Source organism: Saccharibacter floricola DSM 15669 (assembly GCF_000378165.1).
GTDB lineage: Bacteria > Pseudomonadota > Alphaproteobacteria > Acetobacterales > Acetobacteraceae > Saccharibacter > Saccharibacter floricola.
This window is the reverse complement of record NZ_KB899341.1, coordinates 66230-86272: the sequence shown is the minus strand read 5'-3', so window position 1 is coordinate 86272 and position 20043 is coordinate 66230. Positions and strand designations below refer to the sequence as shown.

Annotated in this window: 17 protein-coding genes and 1 tRNA gene; 7 read left to right on the top strand and 11 right to left on the bottom strand. The window is 51.8% G+C overall.

The genetic code is table 11. The features are described from left to right. Window positions 1–13 precede the first annotated feature (13 nt). Window positions 14–90, top strand: a tRNA-Met gene (locus F457_RS0108680). A gap of 623 nt (window positions 91–713) precedes the next feature. Here F457_RS0108680 and F457_RS0108675 read toward each other — a convergent pair. From F457_RS0108675 to F457_RS0108630, 10 genes are all read right to left on the bottom strand, one after another. After that, window positions 714–1127: a DoxX family protein gene (locus tag F457_RS0108675; RefSeq protein ID WP_018980747.1), complete on the bottom strand. Its 414-nt coding sequence runs from the start codon at window positions 1125–1127 to the stop codon at window positions 714–716. Between the two features lie 175 nt (window positions 1128–1302). Further along, window positions 1303–1731, bottom strand: a complete 429-nt coding sequence (locus F457_RS0108670) for an organic hydroperoxide resistance protein (RefSeq protein WP_018980746.1) — start codon at window positions 1729–1731, stop codon at window positions 1303–1305. A gap of 71 nt (window positions 1732–1802) precedes the next feature. Continuing rightward, window positions 1803–2852, bottom strand: a complete 1050-nt coding sequence (locus F457_RS0108665; protein ID WP_018980745.1) for an NAD(P)-dependent alcohol dehydrogenase — start codon at window positions 2850–2852, stop codon at window positions 1803–1805. Window positions 2853–2997: 145 nt separating this feature from the next. Then, window positions 2998–5133, bottom strand: a complete 2136-nt coding sequence (gene mdoH / locus F457_RS0108660; protein WP_018980744.1) for a glucans biosynthesis glucosyltransferase MdoH — start codon at window positions 5131–5133, stop codon at window positions 2998–3000. After that, window positions 5130–6674 (bottom strand): glucan biosynthesis protein, encoded by a 1545-nt coding sequence (locus tag F457_RS0108655; protein WP_018980743.1) that lies wholly within the window; start codon window positions 6672–6674, stop codon window positions 5130–5132. The genes mdoH and F457_RS0108655 overlap by 4 nt, the downstream gene beginning before the upstream one ends. Before the next feature lie 114 nt (window positions 6675–6788). Continuing rightward, window positions 6789–7460, bottom strand: coding sequence for a dethiobiotin synthase (gene bioD / locus F457_RS0108650; protein WP_018980742.1), 672 nt, complete (start codon window positions 7458–7460; stop codon window positions 6789–6791). Then, window positions 7457–8245: a methyltransferase domain-containing protein gene (locus tag F457_RS0108645; RefSeq protein ID WP_018980741.1), complete on the bottom strand. Its 789-nt coding sequence runs from the start codon at window positions 8243–8245 to the stop codon at window positions 7457–7459. Before F457_RS0108645 ends, bioD begins: the two co-directional genes overlap by 4 nt. Further along, window positions 8242–8874 (bottom strand): hypothetical protein, encoded by a 633-nt coding sequence (locus F457_RS0108640; RefSeq protein WP_018980740.1) that lies wholly within the window; start codon window positions 8872–8874, stop codon window positions 8242–8244. Before F457_RS0108640 ends, F457_RS0108645 begins: the two co-directional genes overlap by 4 nt. Then, window positions 8865–10055, bottom strand: coding sequence for an aminotransferase class I/II-fold pyridoxal phosphate-dependent enzyme (locus F457_RS0108635; protein WP_018980739.1), 1191 nt, complete (start codon window positions 10053–10055; stop codon window positions 8865–8867). The genes F457_RS0108640 and F457_RS0108635 overlap by 10 nt, the downstream gene beginning before the upstream one ends. Beyond that, window positions 10052–11308, bottom strand: a complete 1257-nt coding sequence (locus F457_RS0108630; protein WP_018980738.1) for an adenosylmethionine--8-amino-7-oxononanoate transaminase — start codon at window positions 11306–11308, stop codon at window positions 10052–10054. The genes F457_RS0108635 and F457_RS0108630 overlap by 4 nt, the downstream gene beginning before the upstream one ends. Window positions 11309–11525: 217 nt before the next feature. On the opposite strand from F457_RS0108630, the gene F457_RS13800 reads away from it, so the two are divergent. From F457_RS13800 to F457_RS0108595, 6 genes are all read left to right on the top strand, one after another. Further along, window positions 11526–12047, top strand: a complete 522-nt coding sequence (locus tag F457_RS13800) for a hypothetical protein (protein ID WP_018980736.1) — start codon at window positions 11526–11528, stop codon at window positions 12045–12047. A gap of 32 nt (window positions 12048–12079) precedes the next feature. Then, window positions 12080–12619, top strand: coding sequence for a DUF5384 family protein (locus F457_RS0108615; RefSeq protein ID WP_018980735.1), 540 nt, complete (start codon window positions 12080–12082; stop codon window positions 12617–12619). A 187-nt stretch (window positions 12620–12806) separates the two neighbouring features. Further along, complete coding sequence (locus tag F457_RS0108610) at window positions 12807–16463, top strand: autotransporter outer membrane beta-barrel domain-containing protein (RefSeq protein WP_018980734.1); 3657 nt, start codon at window positions 12807–12809, stop codon at window positions 16461–16463. Window positions 16464–16483: 20 nt separating this feature from the next. Then, window positions 16484–17008, top strand: coding sequence for an invasion associated locus B family protein (locus tag F457_RS12680; RefSeq protein WP_018980733.1), 525 nt, complete (start codon window positions 16484–16486; stop codon window positions 17006–17008). A gap of 58 nt (window positions 17009–17066) precedes the next feature. Beyond that, window positions 17067–17951 (top strand): DMT family transporter, encoded by an 885-nt coding sequence (locus F457_RS0108600; RefSeq protein WP_018980732.1) that lies wholly within the window; start codon window positions 17067–17069, stop codon window positions 17949–17951. Window position 17952: 1 nt separating this feature from the next. Continuing rightward, on the top strand, window positions 17953–18279 hold the full coding sequence (locus F457_RS0108595) for a YnfA family protein (RefSeq protein WP_018980731.1): 327 nt from the start codon (window positions 17953–17955) through the stop codon (window positions 18277–18279). A gap of 49 nt (window positions 18280–18328) precedes the next feature. On the opposite strand, the gene F457_RS0108590 is transcribed toward F457_RS0108595, so the two are convergent. Then, window positions 18329–19801 (bottom strand): protein adenylyltransferase SelO, encoded by a 1473-nt coding sequence (locus F457_RS0108590; protein ID WP_018980730.1) that lies wholly within the window; start codon window positions 19799–19801, stop codon window positions 18329–18331. Window positions 19802–20043 lie beyond the last annotated feature (242 nt).

The following is a 20043-nucleotide window of genomic DNA, read 5'->3' as shown; positions in this document are numbered from 1 at the left end:
TACCACCCACTAACGCGGGGTGGAGCAGCCCGGTAGCTCGTCAGGCTCATAACCTGAAGGTCGTAGGTTCAAATCCTACCCCCGCATCCAATACCCCATAAAATTACATCTCTCTAATCACTTCAGAGACTAGCTGCGTCTCTCTGCAGCGCAATACTCCTGACGTGAGCCGACAGCCCAATCGTCTCTATCTCCGTGTCCGTAGCTCACACGAACACCAGGAACGTTTAGGCAAAGATCGGCAATATGCGTTGCACAACTGCACCTAAAGAAAGAAAAAGCCTCGCTTGGTGAAGAGCAGGGCTGTCTCTAGCCGGCTATAGACGCACTTCTCCATGAAGTAGCAAGATGCTTCATGTCATATGGGGAGATGATTGATTTGATGCGTTCGTATATGCTCTTATAATGACAGAAAGGATGCTCAATATGTTCCTGCAGTTTAGGATCTTGGTTGGGTCTTAAACAAGAGAACAAGCACTCTAACTCTTCATTATGAGCATGATACAGTCAGTTTTTCCTCGGCTTAAGAAGTGAAATTCTGATTTGGGTATGTGTGTTACGATAAAGTCATCATTCGATTGTTTCTTGGTAGGTTGTTCCCTTAATTTCTACTCTATGTAACCGGGTGATAAAGGAAAGGCTGTAACATCTGTTCAGAGAGATGCTACAGCCTTTTCGATGAATTTTATTGCTATTATAATAGCTTCTAGAACTTAAGAAGCTTTCTTCTTGAGAAGAGCGTAACGACCTGATCCAGCTAAAGAAAGAGCAATAAGCCCACCTGCCAGGCTGAAATTTTTGTAGAAATGGATAAGCATATCGTAGCGCATCATGCCGCTCATGGTCCAAAATTGATGGCCAATAAGAGCTGTAATGATTGTATATACGGCTAAAAGTAGGGCAATAGGTGTAACAAAAATTCCCAATAGAATGGCTAGTCCACCACCAAGTTCTACGATAATGGCAATGACGGCTGCTAAAGTAGGTAGTGGTGTGTGGAGGCTGTGCATATAGCCGACTGTAACATCAAAACCAGTGAGCTTTATCCATCCCATGATGAGAAAAAGAGAAGACAGAAGGATACGGGAAATTAATAATAGCCCGTCTCGTTGAGCAGAATTTTGCATAAAGTGAGTCTCGTCATAGTTGTTGTAAGGCTTTTCTTATAAAGGGAGAGTGTATAAAAGTATCGTAACAAAACAGAACGAAAGAGTTTCTTTTTTGGTTCTTATATGAGAATAAAATTCCATAAAAAAAGCCGACCTCAATAGGCCGGCTTCCTCAGAAGAAAGTATAGAGAAATTAGTTTTCAATCTTAATCGTTGTTGCGATATTACCTTTTGTCGCATGAGCATAAGGGCAGATATGCTCTGTCTTCTTCACAAGTTCTTCGGCTACAGAGCGATCCATTCCTGGCAGGGAAACCTCGAGGTCGACTGTGATGCCGAAACCGCCGTCTGTGCGTGCGCCAATGCCAACAGTTGCTGTGACATGAGTTTCATCAGGAAGGGTAATGGTTTTGTCTTGAGAGGCGGCAAACTTCATAGCCCCTAAGAAACAGGCAGAATAGCCTGCAGCAAAAAGTTGCTCAGGATTGTTGCCCTGACCATTCCCACCAAGTTCTTTTGGGGTGCCAAGGTCAACTTTAAACTGACCATCCAGCGTTTCAGCATGGCCATCACGTCCACCTGTGGCACGGGCTGTTGTACGGTATAATACATTTACAGACATGGTAAAAACCTTTCAAAAAAGAAGGTATTCTACGGAGGACTTCCGCGAGGAATACCTTCATAAATCCTCAGTTATTCTGCTGGGAGAGAAGCCATATCAATGACAAAACGGTAGTGGACATCACCGCGCTCGAGGCGCTTATACGCGTCGTTAATGTCGTTGATAGAGATAATTTCGCAGTCTGGCAGAATGTTCTTCTCACCACAAAGGTCTAGAAGTTCTTGTGTTTCAGCAATCCCACCAATGAGCGAGCCAGCAACCTGACGTCGTCCCATAACAAGCGGAACGCTGGAGACATCACCAAGGGAACCAATCTGCCCGACCAGAACCAAAGCACCATTTAGATCAAGCAGTGGTGTGTAGGGGCCAAGGTCATGTTGTGATGGAACGGTGTCGATAATGACGTCGAAGCTATTAGCCGCTTGTTCCATCGCTTTTTCATCGGTGGAAATAAGAACCTTATGAGCACCAAGAGCTAATGCATCGGCTTTTTTGTTTTCAGAGCGGCTGATAACCGTCACTTCAGCGCCCATACCGACGGCAAGCTTAACGGCCATATGGCCAAGCCCACCAAGCCCGATAACGCCGACGCGTTTGCCTGGGCCTACATTCCAGTGACGCAAAGGAGAGTAGGTGGTAATGCCAGCGCAGAGCAGCGGTGCTGCGCGTGAAAGGTCTAGCCCTTTGGGAACGCGTAGAACGAACTCTTCACGGGCGATGACCTGTTTAGCATAGCCCCCGTGAGTGAGTTGGCCATCAACTCGGTCAACCCCGCTATAGGTTGGTGTAAAACCTTCGCGGCAATATTGCTCATCATCTTGTTTGCAGGGATCACATTCCTGACAGGAATCGACCATACAGCCGACCGCGACGGTGTCGCCAACGGCATATTTCTTAACGTCGGGCCCAACAGCGGTGACACGACCAATGATTTCATGACCAGGAACAATTGGGTAAGAAGAGTTTCCCCAGTCATTATTTACCATATGAATGTCGCTATGACAGACACCGCAATAAAGCACTTCCATGGCGACGTCATTGTTGCGCAATGCACGATGTTCAAACGTGAAAGGCTGGAGAGGGGCTCCGCGAGAGGTCGCTGCATATGCTGTGGTTGTCATGAATGAACCCTCATTATTGGTTGTCTATGGGGAACTAGGCTATCATAGTTCTATAAATATGGAACTATGAATGAGGTTTCTTCTGCTCCCTATCTATAAGGAGGTGGGAAAAGGCGTATGGCTTTTCAAGGCACGGCTGGGTTCTTTATGTTTCAGGCAAGCGTAAGAGGCGCGAAAGTCCTTCATTGCAGGTAAGAAGAGCGGCCTTTTCCTTAGGATTTAAGCGCGCTAAAGCGGCTTCAAGGGAAGAGCTTTCTCGCAGTTTAATGAGTCCAGTGAGTTGTGGAATATTGATGGGGTCTCCTGCTTTGCGTGAGGGGGGCAAAGCAGCGCGGTGCAAGGCGCTGAGCTCAGTGGAGCTACGGAGCAAATGGAAGGCATCCGTCACTTTTTGTGGCGTTGGAATGCGCGACTGTTCGTCATGTGCGTAGCTTAAAATGGGTGGCGGTGCACTTTCTTCAGGAATGAGGAGCAACCCGGTATGACGTGCCGATTCCCCAAAAGAACGACTGCTTGTGAGGGCGACGAGCGGGATCGCGAGCACAAGGCCGATTAACACCGGGATCATCCATAAAAAGAGCGCTGTGGAGACAGACCATGCCGCGGCACTAAGAAGAACGCCTAAGATGGTGTAAATGCCGTAGCGTCTAGAAATTTCAGCAAGGGGAACGCGGCCATCAAGGCGGTTTTGAGCGCTCCAGCCGGAGTCCCGCCCTAAAAGAATCGAAAGGATAGCTGAGGTTTGGATGAGCATCGCAATAGGAGCAATGAGCGCTCCCAAGATGGTTTCTAAAAGCACAGAGCACCCTAAAGCCAAAACCCCTCCGCATTCACGTCGCTCGGTTGGAGAAGCGCAGCTCGCGATAAAGGCAAGAAGTTTTGGGGCCAACAAGATGAACATGGTGCCAAAGAAGACGGTTCTGGCCTGAATAGGATCCACATGTGGCCAATGCGGGTAGAGTGTGCGTTGGGTGCCGAAATATTCAGGATGATAAAAATGTGCTTGCAGGGAAATCAAAATCCCGCAGAGGAGAAAGAGCAACCATAAGGGCGACATGACATAGGCGCCCATGCCGACCAGCATATGAGAACGGCTGATCCAATGGAGCCCTTTTGTGCCCAGAAGGCGCGCATGCTGTAGGTTCCCCTGGCACCAACGGCGATCGCGAATGGCGATGTCCGTTAATGATGGTGGGCTTTCTTCATAGGAGCCATGAAGGCCAGGGACCATATGGATCGCCCAACCACCACGACGCATTAAAGCAGCTTCGATAAAATCATGACTGAGGATATGGCCCCCAAAGGGCGGCTTACCGGGAAGGTGCGGAAGGCCCGCTTGCTCGGCAAAGGCTTGCGTGCGGATGATGGCATTATGGCCCCAATAATTCCCTTCTGAGCCATGCCACCACGCGATTCCGTGAGCAATAAGAGGCCCGTAAATGCGGCCCGCAAATTGCTGCATTCGCGCAAAGAGCGTGTGTCCATCTACAATAGCAGGGAGGCTTTGGATCAGCCCAACATGGGGGTGCTGTTCCATAGCGGCGGCCATACGCACCATCACCCCGCCATCCATGAGACTATCTGCGTCCAAGGTGAGCATATGCGGGTAAGCTGCCCCATAATCGCGCACCCATTCACCGAGATTTCCTGCTTTCCGGTCAATATTATGCGCGCGGCGGCGGTAAAAGACGCGCCCTTTTGCCAGAGGGTTCTTGCTCAGTGTGAGGAAGGCTTGTTCTTCTTGCACCCAAATATCAGGGTTGGTTGTGTCAGAAAGAATAAAGACGTCAAAAGCATCGGCCTGTCCGGTTTCATGCAGGCTGTGCAGCATGGCGCGGAGATTGGCCATGAGACGCTCAGGGGGTTCGTTGTAGGTGGGTAAAAGTAAGGCCGTGCGGTCATGAAGAGTGGGCAGCGGGCCAGAACGCTTAATGCCTAATCCTAAGCCCCCACCTCGTAGCAGAGAAACGAATCCACCGAGGGAGGAGACAAAGGAAAGTGAGATCCAAAAGCTTAGAATCGTGAAGAGGATCAACATAATGACCCCCAAGGTCGAAAGGCCAAGGGAGTTAAATACTTTGTTGATTTTCTCGACACTATAGGCGGTGAGCAATAATGCCCCGCCAAAGACGAAGACGCGTCGTGCCCAAAGGTTTGCAGGCGTGGTGGCAAGGCGCCAAAAGCCCCGCCCATGCCGGTTGGGGGCACGGTGAATATCTTGTACTGGCATCGCCAATGGCGCACGAGGGGGCATTAAGGGGGGAAGCGTTGCGTTGCTCATGGGGTCCAACGATAGAGCCAGTTTTCAGAAATGGGGCCTTGGTCTGTGGTTAATTGAGCCTGTAGCTCGCAGAGCTTGGCTGTGCCGGGAACAAGTTCAAAGAACGCACGAAGCCCTTGTGTTTCAGGGTTGGGCGTCAGTGTCACGTTACGAATAGTACCGGCTGAGGTTGTTGGTGTTAAATGGAAGGCTGTATCTTTAGGCAGGGAGTGGAATGGCTCTCCGATAAAATCGAGCACAAAAAGCCGGGCTTCTGGGTGATCGACAACTCCACCGACGCGTGTAGCGGTCACGCGGGCTAGGCGGGTTGGCCACGGCGTGTCCCAGCCCCAATACATACGATAGGTAAAGTGATAAGCCTGCCCTGCTTTAAGAGGGTGTTTAGGCCGCCAGAAGGACACGATATTATCGTTGACTTCACTTGGTGTGGGAATCTCGACTAAGTCCACAGACCCTTCACCCCAATTACCGACAGGTTCGATCCAGAGGGAAGGGCGCTTTTCGTAGTGCAGGGCGAGGTCTTCATAATCACGGAAATCATGCTTGCGCTGCATCAGGCCATAACCGTAAGGGCCAGCATCGCTAAATGCAGAGAATTGCAGATCTGTTGGGTTCGTTAAGGGGCGATAGAGTTGCTGGCCTGATCCTGTCCAAATTTGCAGTGCTTCACTATCATGAGCGGCAGGGCGCCAATCATTGACATGCTGGCGGTCATTGGCATCAAAATAATACATTCCTGTTAGGGGGGCGATGCCGCTGCCGTCGATGTCTCGACGGGGGAAGAAAGAGGATTCCACATCAAAAAGTGTCGTGTCACCAGGGCGGATGGTGAAGCGGAAGGCCCCCGTAAGAGAGGGGCTGTCCATCAAGGCGTGGATGACGACAAAATCATTTCCCGGTGCGGGTTTTTCTAGCCAGAATGAACGGAAAAGTGGAAATTCTTCTCCCTTTAGCGTTCCGGTATCTTGCGCGAAACCGCGTGCTGAAAGACCATAATTCTGTCCCTTCGCTAGAGCACGGAAATAGGAAGCTCCGAGGAAAACCGCGCATTCTTCCATCACACCGGGTGTGTTGAGCGCGTAGCGTAGACGCAAGCCCGAAAAGCCAACATCTTCTGTAATACGGAGAGAGCCATCGCGGTAGGTGAAGAGGTCGGGGTCATAGGTGATGGAATTGGCCTGTCCATCAATGACTTCAAACATTTCAATACGTGGACGGTAGAGATAGCCGCGGGGGAAGAATTCGACATCAAAAGCGAGATTATCCCCATGCCAAAGGGCTTTCTCTGAATTGTAAGCGATTGACATAAACTGGTCGAAGTTCATGTGTGCCAGCGCATCAGGAAGGGCGTGTGAGGGCGCTTGATAGGGGTGTTCAGCTAGAGCCTTGGCGAGATCGCGGACGGTATTATTATCAAAACTATGCGTAACAGGGGCTGCTGTACTTTGAGCACGGCTGGAGGTGCCCATAAATGGGAGGAGAGACAACCCGGCGCCAGCGTGCAAGCTAGCTTTGACAAAGTCACGGCGATAAATAGGCATAGACTCGTATAATATCCTGCGTAGAAAGGTACCATGCATCATAAGACGTCACCCGATGAAACACGAGTGGGATGGCGATTTAGTGACAATCTGTATCAAACAACGATGTCACAATCATGTAAGACTGTCTGTAAATGATGGAAGATATTGTGCGATATTCTGGACGTGAGCAGGGCTTAGTGTCGGCATAGGATTAATATGGAAGAGACACCGTGTCTGCCCTAATCGCTCAAGGCTCTGCTGATTGTCCTTATTTTCAGGCCCGTTACTGATAAATCCGAGCACAGGAATAGAGCGGCGATAGAGGGCTTCTAGGCTGAGGAGACTATGGTTAAGGGTGCCTAGCCCACTGCGTGTGACGAGCACAACGGGCAAGCCAAGCTGGGCGATGAGATCAATCATCATCATCGAGGATGTGATGGGTACCATGAGCCCGCCGGCCCCTTCGACAACGAGGGGGGCTTCTATATTGGGGAGCGTGAGTGTCTCTGGTGCGAGTGTGATCCCTTCTTGACGAGCGGCAGCTTCAGGGGCGAGTGGGGCTTGCAGTGCGTAAGCGGGAGAGATGATGCGTTGAGGGGGGAGGGACGCCAAGTGACGTACCGTTGCGGTATCGCCAGCTTCTTCAGCTAGACCTGTTTGCAGTGGTTTCCAATAGGTTGCTCCCCAGGCATGTGTCAGGAGGGCGCTGGCTAACGTTTTCCCAATGCCTGTATCTGTCCCGGTGACAAACACACCGCGTGGCGGCGTGGTAGGGAGTGCCGGTGGAGAGAAGAGAGACGTCATAAAGAAGCTTTTTCAAAGAGGCCGTACCCAATATGGTAGCGCACGGTGCGGTAATGGTTATCAAACCACCGTATAGCTCGCCGTAGGGACTGGCCTTGTAATGTTGTATGGCCTTCTTGCGGAAGAGAGGCCCCAATCTGTCGTAATTCACGAAGGAAGATCCGTGCGGAAGGCACAGAATCCGTCAAGATACTGTCTGTCCAATGGCCTGTTCCACCGTCTGGCCATTCACGCTCAAGCTGCGTGCGGGATGGATAGATGGGCACGCCGCAAACAGTCTGGGTAGCATGGCAGCTCTCGCGCCATTCTTGCAAGCTATGCTCAAGGAGGGTGCTGACTATGAGTTTCCCGCCAGGCGCGAGGAGAGCGCAAAGCCTCTGGAGGGCTTTGGGGCGGTCGGTAAACCACTGCCAACAGAGGCTGGACGTGATGAGATCAAAGGGCGGATGAGCAGGTTCTGTCCAATCGGTCTCAGGATGTTCGCCATCCATAAGACGATAGGAAACACGCTTATCGTCCCCTAGCCGAGCGCGCGTGCGTTGGAGCATGGCAGGCGCAAGGTCGGTTGCGCAGAGTGTTGCTTGGGGGAAAATTGTGAGAAGCTGTGCGCTGAGAAAGCCCGTTCCGCATCCGAGCTCTAAAATACGACGCGGGGGATGTTGGACTGTGGTGGCGATGCGTTGGGCTAGCTGAGTGGCGCAGCGCCTTTGGACGCGAGCCGCTTGGTCATAATGATCAGCAGCATCAAATTGGGCAGCAATGGCGGTCTTGCGGTCAGATTTCATGGGCTATTGATGATTGTCTGAATAAAAGAAGCACAAAAAGCAGGATCTGTGAGAGGGAGGAGATGCCCACCTTGGCGGGTGGTAGTCTGTGCAGGAGCCGGTAGTCCGGTGCGGGCGGGTGAGAGAGGGTCGCCAGCGCCCGCAAGGCTGTAAAGGCGTCCGTTCCAGCGGTCAAGGAATGGGCGATGGTTGTCGTGACATAGGCGCTCTAACCCCGCGTGAAGACGGTCACTTTGGAGGGGGGCGTTAGGAAGGGGACTGTGATCACCGCATGACTGGCGGAAGCTATGCAGCACATCGTTAGGCTGGGTGGTTAGGCGGCGCTGCATGCGGGCGATCATGCGAGAAGGGATGCCTTGAGGGAAGTCATCGCTTTCGTGAAATTGAGCAAACCCATTTATGGCGATAAGGCCGAGACATTGTGGGAGTTCTTGGCCCAAAAGGGCCATGACACCGGCCGAATGCCCCACAGCCCAATAGGGCGTTGATGGAGGAGGTGGGAAAGAAGGAGCCCCGTAATAGCCTTCATCAATGAGCAGCGGTGTGACATGGGGGAGTTGGGCTAATAGCGGAGCCCAGAAGGTTTGGTCATAGCTCCAACCATGATGACAATACAGGGTTATGGACATGCAGGCCTCGTCTTAGGGACATGGCGGGTGAGGAGGACAGTGAGGCGGTCTAAAACGTCGTCCGTTAAGCGTGTGTCGAAAGAGAGGCGAAGCCGGGCTGTATGAGGGGGGACTGTGGGTGGGCGGATAGCCATCGCGAGGAACCCTTCGTCTTCTAATATCTGAGCAAGGGCTAGAGCATCGTGACTTTCTCCGACCAAAAGCGGCACGATATGCGTGCTGGAAGCTCCGGTGCACCAGCCTGCTTTCTGCATGATGGTGCGGAATTGCTCGGCTTTGTTCAGGAGAGAGGTGCGTGCATCATCAAGGGTAGGAACGACCTCTAACGCGGCGTCTAAGGCGCCAAGCACGGCTGGAGGAAGGGCAGTGCTATAGATAAAGCCAGAGGCATGGTTGAGCAGATAGTCACATAAAGCGCGGCTGCCGGTTACAAAAGCGCCCATCCCGCCAAGGGCTTTGCTTGCGGTACTGAGTGTGATGTCGGCCAGTCCTGTTGAAAGCCCTTGTCCATGAGATCCAAACACACCGGTGGCATGGGCTTCGTCCACATAAAGGAATGCGTTGAAGCGGTCAGCCAACTGACGGAGGCCGGCAAGGTCGGCACGATCCCCATCCATAGAGAAGACGCTTTCTGTGATGATAAAGGCTAGGCCTTCTTTGTCGTTATGGCGGTTGAGCTGTTCTTCAAGATGAGCGAGATCATTATGACGGAAGCGGATTTGTCGTATCCCTGCGCTTAAACAGCCTTGGTGAAGGCTGGCATGATTGAGCTTATCCATAAAAACGCGGGCTGGATGGCCTGTTTCTTGCTTGGAGAGGGCGCAGAGAGCAGGAAGAATAGAGGCGTTTGCTTGCCAGCCTGTGGCAAAAAGCAGTGCGGCTTCGGACTGTTTAAAGGCTGCGATCGTGTCTTCAAGTTGGAGATGGAGATCTAGCGTGCCGGTGACCAAGCGAGAGGCGCGTGCCCCTGTGCCGTATGTCTCTGCCCATTGGGCCGCGCGCTGACAAAGTAAGGGATGGTCGCTCAATCCCAAAGTGTCGTTAGAGGATACATCAATGAGCGCACGGCCACGACGTTCACTCAGCAATCCTTGACGAGACACTGCGGTAAGGTGGCGGCGTGTGTGGTTGCGGTCACGCCGGGCGAGGGCACCGTGAAGGGCTTGGTCAAGAAGACTCATGAGCGGGCCTTTAATACACGGTAGATGGCCCCGGTGAGGCGTGAAAGTTCGTCAGGCGTAATCGTAAAGGCAGGGGTGAGATAAACAATCCTGCGGAAAGGGCGGATCCACACAGCTTCATCAAGAAAAGCGCGGTTGAGGGCAGGGGCATCATCAAGCTGATCAAGCTCCACGACGCCAATTGCCCCTTTGACCCGGACATCACGCACACCAGGGAGGGTGCGGCAGGGGACTAGCTCATGCTCAAGCTGCTGGGCAATGGCATGCACCTGCTCTAAACGGGGCTCACGCTCAAAGAGGTCCAGTGACGCATTAGCGACGGCGCATGCGAGTGGGTTGGCCATAAAGGTTGGGCCGTGCATGAGAGCGTGGAGAGGGTTGTCCGAGAGGAAGGCCTCAAAAATGCTTTTGCGTGCAATGGTGGCCGCTAAGGGGAGGGTACCGCCTGTAAGAGCTTTGGAGAGAGCCACGATATCAGGCACAATACCCGCTTCTTCAGAGGCGAAGAGGTGCCCGGTGCGGCCAAAGCCTGTGAAGACTTCATCAATAATAAGCAAAATTCCATGTTGGTCGCAGAGGCGGCGCAGATGGCGGAGTGTTTGAGGGGTGTGGAACACCATCCCACCAGCCCCCTGCACGAGGGGCTCGGTAATCATGGCCGCAATTTCATGCCCGCGTTTTTCTAAAAGTTGCTCAAGCTCGGCAAGATATGCCGACGTGGTGGGGAGGTCAGCGAGGACTTGGCGGGGTAGGGCGTCTCCGAAGAGGGAATGCATGCCTTCTTCGGGGTCACAAATGGCCATCATCCCCAGCGTGTCGCCATGATAGCCGCCACGGAAAGAGAGGAGTTTATGGCGGTTAGGCGTCCCTCGATTGAGGTGGAATTGCACGGCGATTTTGCAAGCAACTTCCATCGCGACGGAGCCGGAATCGGTAAAGAAAACGCGCTCAAGGTCTCCGGGGAGAAGGGAACTAAGCCGGGACGCTAGGGTAAGTGCTGGCTCATGAACCATACCGCCGAGCATAATATGGGGCATGCGCTGGGCTTGTTCGGTGATGGCGCACCGAAGGTGGGGGTGATTATAGCCGTGGCAGGCCGTCCACCATGAAGCGACGCCATCAATGAGCTGGCGGCCGTCGTGCAAAGTGATGGTGCTGCCGTCTGTCTGTATGGCTTCGACAGGGTAGGGGGCTGTTTTCATCTGGCTATAAGGCAACCAGAGATGGGGAAGATGAGCAGCAGAGTGAGGCATAAGGGGGTATAAGAGCGCTGTGTAAGGGAGAGATAATTGGTACTGTTGCCGTACCAATGAGCACGACGCAAGGTGAAAGCCTCCGACTACTTCGTAACATGACAGAATCGAAATTTGTCAAAAGCATAGATTCTGCGTATGGCAATAGAAAAAATGATATCTATGTATATGAGACCATGAAGAGATATCAGGACGTGGAATAGATCTGGAGGATCAGATGGTAAAAGCACATCGTCTCGTGGGCCTTGGCCTAACGTCTTGTCTCGCGCTTGGTGCTTGCGCGACCCCAGGTGAAGAATCGCGCCCTGATGTCTATGACCAATCGCAGGTCAATGCCATTCAGCGTGGTCGGGTGGTGACAGTAATTTCTGTCTCTGCTGCACGGGTGCGTGTTGATAATTCCCAAAATCATGAAACATCACAAATTGTTGGTGGGATTTTGGGTGCTGCCTTGGGTGCTGGGTTAGCATCAGGGGCTGGTGGAGCCGGCTGGGGTGGCGGCTTGGCTGCTGGTGCTGGCGGCGGGGCTGCAGGGGCACTTGCCGGTGGTGCGATTAACCAAGGTCGTACGATCGTTAAAGGTGTCACGATTGCTTATCAGGATCGTGCTGGTGGTGAGGCGTTATTGTCAACGCAGGTCGGACGCCCATGTGAATATCATCCTGGTACAGCGTTGCTCGTTACGACCAGTAGTGGCGAGACACGTGTGCAACCGAATGCCTCATGCCCAACGAAGTAAGGTTTTATGGGTGAGAAAAGGAGAGTGTCTCAATGAGGAAACATCGTCTTTTATCTCTCAATGTTGCGGCTTTTATGCTGGCAAGTGGTGTGGGATCAGTCGCTTGGGGACAAGCGACTGATCCATCTCAGCTCGATCAGCTAGGCCGTCTGCAAGATAGCCAAGATGCACGGCGTGTGGCTTTGCAACAAGCACAAGAAGAGGCAACACGCCGGGCGGCTCAACGCCAGATTCAACAGAGTCAGGCAAAGGCACGAGCTTCCGCTCAGGCGAACGCGCGGGCTTATGCTGTGCAGCAAGCACAAGCTGCTCAACGAGCGCGAGAGCAACAAGATGACCGAAGTTATCTGGATGCTAATCGCTCGCTTGACCTGCAAGAGCGGCAGCTTCAGCTAAAAATGGCGGAAGCACGCGCTAAGCATGCGGAAGATTATGTGCAGAAAGACCTACAACAACAGCAAGCCTCTATCGATAATGAGCGCGCGGTTGTGCAGGGTGATCAGAAGCTTAAATCCGACGTTGGTCAAGCAACACGTATGAGCCAACGCCATTGGTGGCAGTGGAAAGACTAATAGTAGGCTTTTTTTGTTCTCTGGGGGATGGGCATGCTAAACGCCTTTGCATGTCCTTAATGACTGCCTAATAGAAATTATGCTTCTATTAGGCAGTCTAAAGCGTGTATTCTTCGTGAGGGTTTTTCTATCCCAGAAAACCCTTATATAAATACGGAATCGTCCTCTGTCAGAAAAGCAGGAAGAAATGAGCCTACGCTGGGCACATATTGGGGCAAGCTGCGCGCTCTGTTGCGTCCTTTGGGGAAGCAGCATCAGTCGCGATGCACATGCAGCAGATACGGCGACACAGCAAGGCACAGCAGAAAATCCTTTTTTAGATGGGACGTACGATCTTTCTACTCTTGGAGAGTCAGCCGCAGGGTATGTCTGGGCCCCCGTCAAAGAAGCTGTGCTTGTGGGGCAGGGGCATTATACCGGGACAACACATATTGCCCAAGGAACAGTGCAGTTTGGTGATGGCATAAAAGACGGGTTTCTTAGTCAAGGATCTAAGATTGATTTATCTAAAGGAAATTCTAATCTAACACTTAATAACATTTCCGAAACAAAGCTTGAGCAAATTGTGACGGGGGAAGGTTCGTTTGTATTTAAAGGGGCGAGTGTTTCCGACGTGACAGGAACCGCCATTTTGATGAACCCTAACCCCAATACGGGTAGCAGAGCGACTGCGAGCACAAGTGGAGGGAAGGCAACATTTCCAACTGGTCTGCAAGATATGCCTTTGAGTGGTGATATTGTGATGCGGGAAGGGACGCTTAACGTAACGGGAAGTGGCGCTAATACGAGCGACTTGGATTTTGTCGCGACAAAAGAAAATTCCGTGTCGGGAAGTATTGTTGATCAAACGACACAAAATGTCGTAGCGACGATTGATGATCAGGGTAATTTAACTCCTTCAGGTCAAGATGATGCGACGCGATCATTAAATGCAGCGCGTTTAAAGGGATTCGTTGCGAATAACGATTACATTATTATTGGCCAAGCCGGTCGTGGTAGCATGACTGTGTCTAACGGAGCCGTTGTAGCGGCTGATAGTAGTGCGGTTAATGTTGGTTTAGCTGCGAGTGCGCGTGACTCTATATTAACAGTTGATAATGCATGGTTTCATGCAGGTATTTTATCCATTGGTAATGGGGATTCAACATACGACGGTCCCTATTATAATCTCAATCAAACGACTAACTCAAAAAATGGTGAGCTTATCGTTAAAGATGGAGGTGTCGTAAACTCTACTGTTACGGTGGCTGGAAACTATTTAGGTAGTGGCGGATCTATTCAAGTTACAGGGAACGCTGATACGCAAAATTATACTCCTTCTCTTCAATCGACACTGGCCGCTACGAATTTTTTCGTGAATGGCTCAGGAAGTGGTACGGTAACAATTGGGGATAATATAAATAACAACAGTGGGCTGGTTGCGGTTAAAAATAGTGTAGCTTTTGGGGTGCCGAGCCAGGATGATCTGGTTGGGGCTAATAAAAATAATCAAATTGTACAAAATCAGTTACAACAAAAAAGCGGTTATCTCAATATTCAGACAGGAGGAACACTCTCCGTTAGTGATCCTCGTGATGCAAATGGCAATGTGATTGCTAATGCTATTTATGCTGCGGATAATGAAAAGTCGTATCAATTTAACCTTAATGGTGGGACGCTCCAGCGTGGTGCGTATAACGATACGGCTTCTGTTATGTCTAACCTCACGACCGGGTTAAATATATCCTTAAATAAAACGTCCTATATGGATACGAATGGTGGAAATATTGTTCTTAATGGAGCTTTGTCTGGGCCAGGCGGCATTATTAAGCAGAATCAAGGGAACCTCGTTTTAACACATCATAATAGCTTTGATGGGGATATTACGGTTGAGAAGGGCTCAGTACAACTGGCTTCAGGAAGTGGAGGAACTAAGGGGGACTTTGGAAATTCAAAGTTTATTCACCTCCAGCACACAGATTCTTCTGCGATGATGAGCCAAGTGGGCACAACAACGGTCGGACAAACGATTGATGGGGCTGGGTCTGTCGTCCAGTCAGGCGATGGTATGACGGTTTTAACAGCTGATAACAGTTATACCGGTGAGACAACCATTAATCGTGGCAATTTGCGTATTAATGGAAACCAAAGTAGCGCAACAGGCCAAACGACGGTTGGTTCCGGGGGAACCTTGTCGGGGAGCGGAACGGTTGGTGGGCCAGTTATCGTTCATGATCGAGGAACGATTTCAGCGGGTGGAGATGATGGAGATCTGCATCAAAACTTGACGATTGCGGGCACAGGGCAGCGTGATCGAGAGAATTTGATTATTGAGACGGGCGGTATTTTAAATGCCAATATAGGGTCGGATAAGGCATCGGAAGATACCCATGAAAAAGGCTATGTCTATCACGAAGGCAATGTTCTTTATGTCACTGGAAAAGCGCGTTTTGGGGAGGGAAGTATTATTAACCTTTCAACAAATCCTGATAAAACGCTGCGTTACAATGTGGGCTATCGCGTGTTGCAAACAACAGATGGTGTGGAGGGGGATCTCTCAAAGGTTAAAACGAGTAAAAACTATCTCTTCTTGAACCAGCAGGTAGGTCATGAAGGCGATAGTGATTTTAGTACTGTCGTTGATGCGAATGGCAATATGATCCCTTCTGGTCAAAGTAACCCTAACGCTGTGGACGTCATTTTACACCGTAATTCTGTCCAGTATAATTCGATTGCGACGACCCGTAATGAACGGGCTTCAGCTAATATGCTTGAGCAAGTAGGGTCGAACTCTGATGCCGCCCAAGCTTTTGCTCAGATGACTGATGCTGGGCAGGCTCGGCATGCGCTGAATGCGCTGTCAGGAGAGGTGCATGCCTCGTTGCGCACGGCACTCATCCAAAATAGCTTTTATACGCGCCAAGCTGTGCTGGATCGTTTAGCAACAGCGGATTGTGATGGGCCGAGCAGCGGTGGAGTGATTTCGACAGCAGACTGGCAAACGCGGCGTCGGACAGATGGTAAATGTGTTTCCGATCGTGCCGTTTGGTGGGGGCAGGCTTATGGCGGGATGGGTCATAATGATGCTGCTGCTGGTGCGGCGAGTATGAGCCATTCAGTCGCTGGTTTTATTATTGGTGCGGATAAGCCGCTTGATAACGAATGGCGTGTGGGTGGTTTCGTTGGGTATGCCCATTCTATGATGGGTGTCCGTAGCCGAGCGTCATCAGGGCGCAGCGATGATATTTCGATCGGTGCGTATGCGTCTAAACAGTGGGGGGCGCTCTCATTGCGTGCAGGGGCGATTTATACGTGGAATTTGATTAATATAAATCGCCAGGTGGATTATACAGGCTTTCACGATAAGAATAACACGCATCAACATGGCGGAACGGCTCAAGCTTTCGCTGAGGCAGCCTATCGGTTTCATATCACAGACCAAGCTCGGATCGAGCCTTTTATTGATATGACGTATGTTAACCTTCATACGCGGGAGTTTACAGAGGGTGGCGGCCAGGCTGCGTTGCATGGCCGGGGGATGGATACAGGCGTTGGCTATATGACAGCAGGTGTGCGGGCCTCAACACGTTTTTGGATTAGAGACGCACTCGTAAGTCCGTATGCTATGGTGGCATATCGTCGTGCTTTTGGTGATATTTCGCCGAGTGTCCATCAAACGATCGTCTCTGGTGGCCCTGATATGGATATTAATGGGGCGCCTCTGTCAGAAGATAGCGTCGTGGCGGATGTGGGTGTCCAGGCACAATTGACCGATATGATTGATGTCAGCTTGTCCTATTTCGGCCAATATGGAAATCGCGGTTATGATAATGGTGGCCGTGCTAATATTCGAGTGCATTTTTAAACGGATGGAAGGGACAGCCCATGATGAAGAAGGTTTTCCTTCTTGCACTTCTTGGATGGATGGTGATGGGGACGCCGGAGGGGGCACGGGCCGCATCATCTCTTCCTGATGGTGTGACATCACTCAATGAGACGTACCAGGACTGGAGCTTATCGTGTCATGTGAAGGATAATCAGACGGATTGTTCTGTCACTCAACAGGCCTATGATAGCAAAACACAGCAGCGTTTTTTCAGCATTAAATTCCGCCCACAAGGGGATCAAACGCATGGTGTGGCGTTGTTGCCCTTTGGGCTTGATCTCAACCACGGTCTTACGGTCGTGACTGATGGTTTACCAGTAGGGGACATTTACTCTTTTACAACATGCTTGCCAGAAGGATGCATCGTCCCGCTTGATTTGGACGAGGGGCAGTTTTCTGCGCTGGAAAAAAGCCAACACGCGTCTCTGTCTTTTATGACCCTCTCAGGGCATGTCATGAAGCTTCCGCTTTCAAGTGCGGGGTTAGAAAAGGCGCTTGAGCGTGCACATGCATTGACACGCTAACCTCTACTCGGTCGCGTTTTTTCTAGGAATGCCGGTGCGCTCTTGCTAGAGCGAGAGGATGTCTCACTCCTCTCGTCGTTTTATCCCTCTTTGTGTGTTGGTGGCGGTTCTCTCATGGGCTAGCGCTTACCCTGTTGTGCGTTTGGCGCTGCGTGACCTCCCGCCCTTACCATTGGCGGCGTTACGCTACGCTTTGGCGGCTCTTTTGGCGGCTATGTGGCTGTTGGTCTCGCGTGCTCCCGTGCCTCAATGGCGCGATGGCCCCCGGCTTTTAGCATGTGGGGTCTTTGGGATCACACTCTATAATGTCTTCTTTAACCTCGGTGAAACGACGTTATCATCAGGCGCAACAAGCCTCGTGATTGCGACAGGGCCTATCATGGCGGGGCTTCTGGCTGTCTTATTTACGCAAGAGCGCGTGACGGGATGGGGATGGTTAGGGTCACTGACGAGCTTTGCTGGGGTAGCGGTGATCGTTAGTGGGCAAAAAGAGGGGTTAACCTTTGGTTCTGGCGCTGGGATGGCCTTGATCGCTGCTTTTTGTGCGGCGATGTATACTGTATTGCAGCGGCCTTTAGTTCAGCGTTATGGCGGCCTAACGGTGACGGCCTATGTGTTAATGATCGGTGCTTTCTTTCTTCTGCCTTGGTTGCGTGAAGGTGTTGCGCATTTGTCCCATGCCCCAGCGCGGGCATGGTGGTGCGTGGCAGAGCTTGGCCTTGTTCCTGCTGTGATTGGTTATGCGGTGTGGAGCTTTGTGATCGGGGCTCTTGGAGCGGCGCGTGGCGCCATGATGCTGTATTTTTTGCCACCCGTTACCTTTATATTGGCCTTTCTTCTTGAAGGCGTATGGCCGGATTTGATCACTCTTTTGGGGGGCGTTGTGGTGCTGCTCGGTGTTGGGATGAGCCGTATCAAAAGGGATTCTAAGAAGGCGACGTGAGATGCAAACATTAGCGCTGTACGTCCTGGCATCCTGTGCGGAAATTGCGGGCTGTTTTTCCTTTTGGGCATGGCTCCGTCTAGGGCATACGCCGTTATGGCTGGTGCCGGGTGGGGGCTGTTTAGTTCTGTTTGCGTGGCTTTTAACCTTAAGCCAAGCAGACCATGCTGGACGCGCTTATGCTCTTTACGGTGGGGTGTATATCATCACGAGCTTTTTATGGGGGTGGTGGGTCGAAGGGGTGCGGCCCGTGCCCAGTGATGGGCTTGGGGTATTGTTGTGCCTTTTAGGAGCCGGTGTGATGCTCTACGGGCCGCGTTTGTCTTAGGAGAGCGGCGCCCTCCCCCTTGAGTAGAACAGAGGGAAGGCTGTTTGTCTTAGGTGCCGCAATAGGTGTTGGTGACTTGCTCTTCTGCTGTTGGTGGGAGGTCGAACCCATCATCAGCCTCGTCAAACGGATGGCGCAAGGCCTGATGGAGGCTATGGAACGGGGCCATATCGCCAGAATAGGCGGCGCCAATAGCCTGCTCAACGAAATGATTGCGCGGAATAATCCGTGGATTGGTCTTGAGCATCGCCTCATGGCGCTCTTGAGGAGAGCGTGTTTCTTTCTCCAGACGGTGGAGAAGTTCCGTGCGGCATAAGTCCATATGGCCATGATGATGGCGTAGGGTCTCACGCACAGCGTGATAATTGTCATGCAAAACGGGGGCTTCCCCACTTAACGCGCGGAAGAATTGCGTAAAATCAGCATCCCCTTGATGCATCGTGCTCAAGAAATGTTCGAGAAGACGAACATCATCTTCATGTTGCGTCTCAAGGCCAAGTTTTTGACGGAAAGCCGTGAGCCATTCCTGATGGAAAAGTCGGTCAAACTCTTTGAGTACGTCCTGAACCTGCCCAATAGCGCGCTCTTCGTCTGTATCAATGAGCGGTACAAGACATTCAGCAAGGCGGCAGAGATTCCACAGCGTGATATGGGGCTGGCGTCCATACGCATAACGTCCATGTTGGTCAACGAAGCTGAACGATTTGAGCGGGTCATAGGTGTCAAGAAAGGCGCATGGGCCATAATCCAGCGTTTCTCCTGACAGGGTGCAATTATCCGTGTTCAGCACACCGTGGATGAAACCTACGCCCATCCAGCGGGCTACGAGAGCCGCCTGACGGTGGACGGTTTGAGTCAGCATCGTCAGATAGCGCTGAGGGTCATGAGGGTTAATCTCTGGGAAAAGCCGTTGAATCGTAAAATCAGCAAGGGCTCTCACAGTCGAGAGACCGCCATGTGCGGCGGCGTATTGGAAGGTTCCAACGCGGATATGGCTTTTGGCAACGCGGGCAACCACAGCGCCGGGGCGGGCTTGCCCATCGCGTTCAACAGTTTCTCCTGTGGAGAGGACAGCAAGGGCTCGCGCGGTGGGAATGCCAAGAGCGGCCATCGCGTCGCTGACAAGATATTCACGCAAAGCAGGGCCAAGGGCGCAATAACCGTCGCCTCCGCGTGAGAACATTGTTGGGCCTGTTCCTTTGAGGTGAAGGTCGTACAGGGTTCCGTCAGGAGCGGTAAGCTCTCCGACCAGCATGGCGCGCCCATCACCGAGGGAGGGGACAAAGTGCCCAAACTGGTGCCCCGCATAGGCCATAGCAACGGGGGGCTTACCGTCAGGGCGCGCTCCTGAGCTAAGTAGGGCGATCCCTTCAGGTGAACGAAGCCAGTCTGGGTCTAGCCCGAGCGAGCGGGCGAGAGGTTCATTGAGAGCGATAAGGCTGGGCTGCGCTGGTGCTGTCGGGGAGAGAGGAGCAGATAACCCTTCGGGGAGGTCCTGCGCATAATGACGCGACAACAACATACATAGTTTCCTTATAGAGAGCGTTCTTGTCGAGATGGGCGGTCTGTTGGGGGAATGAAAGAGTGAGGATGGGAAATAGCGCCTTTCTCTTTTTCTCTTCATTTCTGAAGAAGGATATGAGAGAGGGAAAAGGTGTCATATGGTCATTTGGAACCATTATGGTTATCATGTTTCTAATCTTGACATATTAAAGGATAGTCTGTGGCGCAGCAGCCCTCTCCTGGAAGCCCTCAGTCGGCTAA